Source organism: Mycoplasma sp. 5912 (genome assembly GCF_054353835.1).
Map to the genome: position 1 here is coordinate 21,128 of NZ_JBTHHI010000011.1, position 7,375 is coordinate 28,502.

A 7,375-nucleotide genomic window follows, 5' to 3' on the forward strand; every position below is an offset into this window, starting at 1 on the left:
TACATAGATTTTAGATGTTATAATTTTATCTATTAATAAATAGATAAAAGAAAGGTTATATGAACTTAAAATACGATTATCCTTATGTTTTTAAAGATAACAACCAACCTAAAAACCCAATTATTTTTGTACATGGATTTAACTCAAGAGCAGAAATTCATAATGTTTTTATGGATAAATGAACCCTAAGTGATTATTATGCAATTTCTTTTCCAGGAAACAACTTATTAGAAGCAAAAAATAATGATGAAATTAGCGTTAACGGTTTTTCTGATTTATTAATTAAATTTATCAAACAAAATAATTTAAAAGATGTAGTTTTAATTGGCCATTCAATGGGAGGTGGAACTATTTCGCTTGCTTATAAAAAAGCACCTGAACTATTTTCAAAAATGATTTATGTTGCTCCGATGAATAAATCATCATTAGTTAAAAAACAAGACTATTTAGATACATATTTTCCTAAAACTTTTGATGATTATAAAGTTTTCTTAAAAGCACTCTATTTTGATCCAACTAATCTATTTGAAAATAAAGATTTTATGGAAAATGAAAGAAACAACTTTAATCCTTGACTTTATAACAATCCTACAATTTTAAAACTCGGACACAGTTTGCCAGATATAAATTTGATGAATCAAATTGAAGCAGGATTAAATAAAATTAATGTTCCTACCTTATTAATGTTGGGTGAAAAAGATGCTGTTATTGATAGAGAAAACTGCATCAAATATTTTAAGGAAAATGTTAAAGATATCCAAATTGAAGTTTTTAATAAAGTTGGTCATATGCTATATTTTGAAAGCTTTGATAAATACTTTAAAATTATAAGTGATTTTTACAAGAAATAACCAAAAGCACTGTATACAGTGCTTTTTATATTAAACTATTATTGCCTGATAGTAATTATTTTGATATCTTGTGGTAAATTATCTAGTTGATCTACCAAAAATCTGGGAAAGAAATTAATGTCTTTAAGTTTGTCAATATCTATTCATTTAAAAGCAAAAACATTTCCGTTTTCTTCAAATGTAAATTCTGGTTTTGATATCTTTTCAAATGAAACAGGTATTGCTGAAACAATTATAGATAATTCATGGTAACGTTTTAAATTAAAACTATTTACATAAAACGACTCAATCAAAAAATGCTTATGTATATTCACAACATTTATATTCAATTCTTCTTTGATTTCACGTAAAACCGCTTCATCAATACTTTCGTGCATAGCAACTTTCCCACCTGGTAAATATCAATAACCATTCCACGGATCACTTGCTATTAAAATTTGATTCTCTTTACGAATAATCACCCCAACACGATATTTAAAACGATCACCGTTTTCTAATTCAAAAAATACATCTGACATAACTTTCCTTATCAAAAAAACCACCTGACACAACACTTCCTCATATGGCTGCTGTATTTCTACCCTGACCAAGTTAGTGGGTTATTGTTCTGATGGCTAATATATTATATATAATTTATACAAAAATCAAAGGAAGGAATAGTATGTTTTAAAAGTTTAAAGTAGGACGCTGGGGTGGTACCACCCCGGCGTCCTACTTTATATTTAACAAAATGATTACATATTGATGATATCCAATCGGATGTTAAAGGAATAATTGATAAAGATATAAAAATCCATTCATATGCTTTAGTAAAACAAGAAGAAAAAGTTTTATCTCTTAGTGTGGGAACAGGTGAATTAAGTCCCAAAAGCATTACAAACAATCAACAAATCTTAGACAAAGAATATGATACCTTAGATAAGGTTACTAAAAAGTTTAATTCTTTTTATGATTACTTTTTTAAAGCAACAACAACAAAAGAACAAGGACTTGAATTGATTAGTATTTTAAAAGATAATGTAAACACTTTCAGAAAAGATCAAAATGTTATGAATGCAATTCAATGAAGTTCTGATAGTGCAAAAAAAGAAAAATTAAATAAACTGATTAAGAAATTATTTGCAAATATTAAGTTGAAAAATCATATTCTTTATTCGGAAATAGAAGAAAAACCTCAACTAAAAGAAAAAGTAATAGATTATTTTTTCTTTTCCCTTTCAAACTACGATTCTTCCAAAAATCAATCGTCTTAAACAAAGAGAACACCTTTTACAGATGTTCTCTTTGTGTATCTATTATTCATCTTTATATAAATTTTTCAAATACTCATAAAATTGTTTTGTTTGATCATTGTTTAATTCTGGATTGATAGTTATTGTCTTTGTTTTATCAAGGTATTTTATATCCATTTTTAATTCCGACATCATATTATAAAGTGGTATATCATAATTTACTCCTAAACCGCTTGTATCTACAACATTAAAGTGTAAATTTATTTGATTTTTGTTTTTATCATCGACAACAAGACTTATTTCATCAATAGCAGGACCCCGTGTTCAACTTTCATACATCAATAAATTTTTGGTTTTGAAAAATTTATCAATATCTTCGTTATTTAAATAAATTTCTTTGAATTTTTCTCTATTTTTTTGTTGAAACTGTTGTTGTGTTAATGTATTTAAGTCTATTTTCAAGTTTGTTTGTAAGTGATTTCTTCAGCCAAATGCCCTTATTGTCTCTAGACTAAATTTGTTTAGAAATTTTTCGTCTAACTCTTGCTCTGATGTAATTAATTCATATTTATGATCAAAGATATATTTAAACTTTCCTTTATTTTCTGTATTACCTGATCAAAAGTAAGTAAAATAAGGATCATAAATTGTTTGGATATTATTATCTTTATTATATTTAGAAATAAGAGATTTAAATTTTGTTATATCTGATATCTCATAATCTTTTATTTCTTTTTTATTAGAGTCAAGAGATGAGGAAGTACAAGAAGCAGTTAATAAACCTAAACTAAACGAAAAAGGAAAAAATCATTTCTTTAGTTTTTTCATACTATCTTTCTTGAACTGTATATGTCATTGCTAAACTATCATTAATCGAATTATCAAACAGTGCATCAGAATATTTTTTCACTTTTAGTCTATATATCCCAGATTCTGGTGTTATATATTCTAAAATCTCATCATTAGAATTAATCGATGTGATGCTTTTTACAACAGTTCACTTCCCAAAACTATCTTTTTTTTCTAAATATAAATCATAATCAGAAAATAATTTATCGTTTTGTTTTTGATTTATTGTTTTTAGATTCAATCTATCTTCATCTATATGGGTTTCATGCCATTTTACCTTTTCTTTTGCTAATCTTGCTCCTTCAACTGAATTAGCAATAACACCTCCTAAAACACCTAAAAATCATCATCAATTCACATTTGCATTATATGTAGGTAAATTTTCTGGTGCCTTTAATAAACCTGCATTAAACAACCAAGAGCTTGCTCCTTTAATTTTTTTGTCTTTTTGAACATAAAACTCTCTTGTTGATAAAACAAAATCACTATCAGATTTTGAAACTTCCTTAGTTACTAAATTATCTGCTGCTTCTAACATATTTTCAAAATCTACAATACCAGACCCGTATTTTTTAGAATATCCATTTGGTTTATAATTAAGATTATTTACTTTTGGAGTTCTGGATGAAGCACCTATAATCGCTTTTATTGATTGCAATCTGATTTTATCCTTATCCAAAAAGTTTCTTTCTCTTAACAATGTTGAAACAAGTCCTGTAACAATAGGTGTTGCAAAACTCGTTCCATCAACTCAAATATCCTTTTTTTCTCCAAATTGATTAAGTTGTTTTCTTTCATATAAATATCCAGGAGCAACTACATTAGGTTTTGCAAGTGAATTATAATTGTCTGGAAGAAGATAATTTGAGTATGGTGCTATTGAGTCTTTTGGATCTTTTGATCAATGGTAATAATCTAATGCTCCTACAACTAAGTTATTAAATGAAAGAGATTTTCAATTTATTCATTCATTTTCTATTCCGTTTTTATTGTTTCCATTACCTGAGGCAAAAATATTTACAACACCATATTTTCTTGATATATAATCTAGAAAAAGATTGATTTCACTATAATCCTTTCTTTTATTGTTCGGCCCTGCTCCGTAACTATGATTTATAACCCTTACTCTTTTATTTTTAACCATTCATTCGATTGCTTTTTGTCATTCTGAATCATAAAAGTATGTAGAATAGAAAACTTTTGAATATCTATCATAACCATGTGTACCTGCAACTATATTTGCTACCTCGTTTGGGTGATGTGATAATTTTGAGTTTGAAATGTTATTTCACTCTATACCATATCTTAGAAAACCATCAAGCTTTCTTTCATCTAACATTCCGTTAACTTCTATAACTCCTACATTACCAATATTATTGTAGTATCGATTATCCTCTTTGTCTCTTTGCTTTTTAAAATCAACAAATTCTGCATTTTTTGATATATCTGGATATTTATTTACTAAATAATATACATCTTCTTCATTTGTTTTATTAGTGTCGGATAATTTTTTGTTTTGAATTTCGTTAGGAAATACAATTCCTTTAAAAATTTCTTTTTTGTCTATTATATTTTTAATAAAGTTTTCTCTTTGATTTTCATTATCAAAATAAAATCAAACAATAGGCATCATTGAACTTATTTGATGTTTTTTAAATAAAACACCAGAATTTTGTATTTTATTAATAAATTCTTGGTTTTTTTGTTCTACTCAACTTTCTTCGTGAATAGAATTTTTTTCTTCATAATTTAATAGTAATTTTAATTCGTAATCGTTATTTATAGGTACATTTCTCACAGAATTAAACAGTTGTCCGTTTTTATTTATGCGAATCTCTAATTTTTTGTTTTGATATTCTAAATATCAAGGTTTTTCTTCTTTTTTTGATATGCTTGTAACTGTTAAGGTAGCTATACCTATAACTGATGTAATAAAAACACCGCTAAATAAAAATATTTTTTTATGTTTAATTTTCATATATCTCCTTTTAGTAATTTTGTAAGAATCAAATTACTTATTTAATTTCTTACAAAATTATTTTACATAAAAAGAAATATTAATACCAGAAATTTTTATTAAAAACATATTTTCTTTTTGATATCTGCAAAATTTGTGAAAACACACAATCCTTGCTTCCTACATATTTTATTATTTATTAAAAAAATATGTTATATAATTTTTTAAATATTTAATATTTATAAAATATGAAATAACATAATTTATATAACATTTTAGAGGAGACATAAATGTCAGCAATTAAAAAAATACATGCACGTGAAGTGTTGGATTCTCGTGGAAATCCTACTGTTCAAGTAGAAGTTACAACTGAATTAGGTGGATTTGGTTCAGCGATGGTTCCTTCAGGAGCTTCAACTGGTTCAAGAGAAGCTTTAGAACTAAGAGATAAAGATTCTAAGTATGAGAAAAATTGATTCGGTGGGAAAGGAGTTATGTTAGCCGTTGATCATGTTAACCAAATTATTGCTCCTGCTATTGAAGGTATTGAAGTTACTGAGCAACGTTTAATTGATCAAAGAATGATAATTTTAGATGGAACACCAACTAAGTCTAAATTAGGCGCCAATGCAATTTTAGGTGTTTCATTAGCTGTTGCTCGTGCAGCTGCAGATGAATTACAATTACCACTTTATAAATACCTAGGAGGTTTTAACGCACATCAATTACCACTTCCTATGTTAAATGTTATCAATGGTGGTGAACATGCTTCTAACACCCTTGATTTCCAAGAATTTATGATTATGCCAGTAGGTGCTAAATCTTTACGTCAAGCACTACAAATGGCAAACTTTGTTTTCCATAACTTAGCTAAATTACTTAAGAAAAACGGACACGGTGTTCAAGTAGGTGATGAAGGTGGATTTGCTCCAAACTTTAAATCTCACGAAGAAGCCTTAGATTTTTTAGTTGAAGCTATTAAACTTGCTGGATATCAACCAGCTACATCCGGAGAAAACGCTGTTGCAATCGCAATGGATTGTGCTTCATCAGAATTATACAGAGATGGTGTATATACTTTCGGAAAACTTAAAGAAGCAATCGAATCTAAAAAACCTGGTTTTGAACACTTAAATGATGTTAAATTAACTTATACAACTGATGAAATGATTAAATACCTTGAATCTCTTGTTTCAAAATACCCTATTATTTCTATAGAAGATGGATTAGCAGAAAGCGATTGAGCAGGATTTAAAAAACTTACTGCTGAAATAGGAAATAAGGTTCAAATTGTAGGTGATGATTTAACTGTTACAAATACTGAAATTCTTAAACGTGCTATTGAAGAAAAGTCAATGAACTCTATTTTAATTAAAGTAAACCAAATTGGTTCATTAACAGAAACTTTTGATGCTATCCAAATGGCTCAAAAAGCAAATATGACTGCTGTTGTATCTCACCGTTCAGGGGAAACCGAAGATAGCACTATTGCAGATATAGCGGTTGCTATGAATACAGGACAAATTAAAACCGGATCAATGTCTAGAACAGACAGAATTGCTAAATATAATCGATTATTAGCAATCGAAGAAGAACTAGGAAATACAGCAACTTTTAAAGGTATTAATTCTTTTTATAATATTAAAAAATAATTTATTTTATGAAAGATAAAAAATATTTTTATAAAATGAATGCTTATTTTAAACAAAGAAAGAAAATTAAACAAGGACATAAAAATTAACAGAAAATTAACATTGTATCATCTCTGCATATTGCTGAGGTGATTTTCAATCTAAAACAGATTGAATTCGTTTTGTATTGTATCAAATTATGTATTGGTGTATTAGTTTTTTTAATTCATCGAAAGTAATTTTTGAATAATCTACCTTTTTTAGTCATTCAGATTTTAAGCAAGAAAATCAATACTCGATTTCTCTATTATCCAAAGAATTACCAACTCTTGAAAATGATACTTTTCCATTCTTTCTTTCTATCATATCAATATAGTATTTTGAAGTATATTGATATCCATGATCAGAATGGATTATAAAAGAATCACGATTAAAATCTTTAATATTTTTAAAGTTATCAATAACAAGTTCTAAGTTGTTTTTGGTGGATATTGAATATCCTAAAATCCTTTTAGTTTTATGTTCAATAATTGCAGATAAAAATATATGGTTTTGGAAAAGTTTTAGGTCAGCAGGAGCAGGGATATATGTTACATCAGTAGCGATGATTCCTCTAGAATCTTTATCATTAAAATCTCTTTTAACTAGATCTTCTTTTTGAAAATTTGTATTCTTTTTTTCACGAACTTTTTTCTTATTACGAACAAAAGATTTTATATTTAAATATTTCATTATTCTTCCTAAAGTCCTGTAATTTATGTATATTCCGTATTTTTCTCTTAATACAATAGACATTTTTAGACATTATAAAAATTCTTGTGTATTTTAATAAAATCTAAGTTATATCCTTAAAAA

The 7,375-nt window shown here is 26.9% G+C and carries 7 protein-coding genes and 1 other RNA gene; 3 read left to right on the top strand and 5 right to left on the bottom strand.

Features of this window, described 5'->3' with window-relative positions:
* Positions 1 to 59 precede the first annotated feature (59 nt).
* Positions 60 to 851, top strand: a complete 792-nt coding sequence (locus ACXYRP_RS03685) for an alpha/beta fold hydrolase (RefSeq protein WP_458598019.1) — start codon at positions 60 to 62, stop codon at positions 849 to 851.
* Positions 852 to 889: 38 nt separating this feature from the next.
* Here the strand turns inward: ACXYRP_RS03685 and ACXYRP_RS03690 are convergent, their stop codons facing one another.
* A complete protein-coding gene (locus ACXYRP_RS03690; RefSeq protein ID WP_458598021.1) occupies positions 890 to 1,369 on the bottom strand; it encodes an NUDIX hydrolase in 480 nt (159 codons plus the stop codon).
* Positions 1,370 to 1,376: 7 nt separating this feature from the next.
* Positions 1,377 to 1,473, bottom strand: an RNA gene (ffs, locus tag ACXYRP_RS03695) — signal recognition particle sRNA small type.
* 70 nt (positions 1,474 to 1,543) lie between these two features.
* Between ffs and ACXYRP_RS03700 the strand changes: the two genes are divergently transcribed.
* Entirely contained in the window at positions 1,544 to 2,104 is a 561-nt protein-coding gene (locus tag ACXYRP_RS03700; RefSeq protein ID WP_458615241.1) for a hypothetical protein, read from the top strand.
* A gap of 42 nt (positions 2,105 to 2,146) precedes the next feature.
* Here ACXYRP_RS03700 and ACXYRP_RS03705 read toward each other — a convergent pair whose 3' ends face one another.
* Together ACXYRP_RS03705 and ACXYRP_RS03710 are read right to left on the bottom strand one after the other, a co-directional pair.
* Positions 2,147 to 2,911 (bottom strand): hypothetical protein, encoded by a 765-nt coding sequence (locus tag ACXYRP_RS03705; protein WP_458615242.1) that lies wholly within the window; start codon positions 2,909 to 2,911, stop codon positions 2,147 to 2,149.
* A gap of 1 nt (position 2,912) precedes the next feature.
* Positions 2,913 to 4,910 (bottom strand): S8 family serine peptidase, encoded by a 1,998-nt coding sequence (locus tag ACXYRP_RS03710; protein WP_458615243.1) that lies wholly within the window; start codon positions 4,908 to 4,910, stop codon positions 2,913 to 2,915.
* Between the two features lie 269 nt (positions 4,911 to 5,179).
* On the opposite strand from ACXYRP_RS03710, the gene eno reads away from it, so the two are divergent.
* On the top strand, positions 5,180 to 6,541 hold the full coding sequence (gene eno / locus ACXYRP_RS03715; protein WP_458615244.1) for a phosphopyruvate hydratase: 1,362 nt from the start codon (positions 5,180 to 5,182) through the stop codon (positions 6,539 to 6,541).
* Between the two features lie 96 nt (positions 6,542 to 6,637).
* Here eno and ACXYRP_RS03720 read toward each other — a convergent pair whose 3' ends face one another.
* Positions 6,638 to 7,252, bottom strand: a complete 615-nt coding sequence (locus tag ACXYRP_RS03720) for a DDE-type integrase/transposase/recombinase (RefSeq protein ID WP_458615245.1) — start codon at positions 7,250 to 7,252, stop codon at positions 6,638 to 6,640.
* Positions 7,253 to 7,375: the final 123 nt, after the last annotated feature.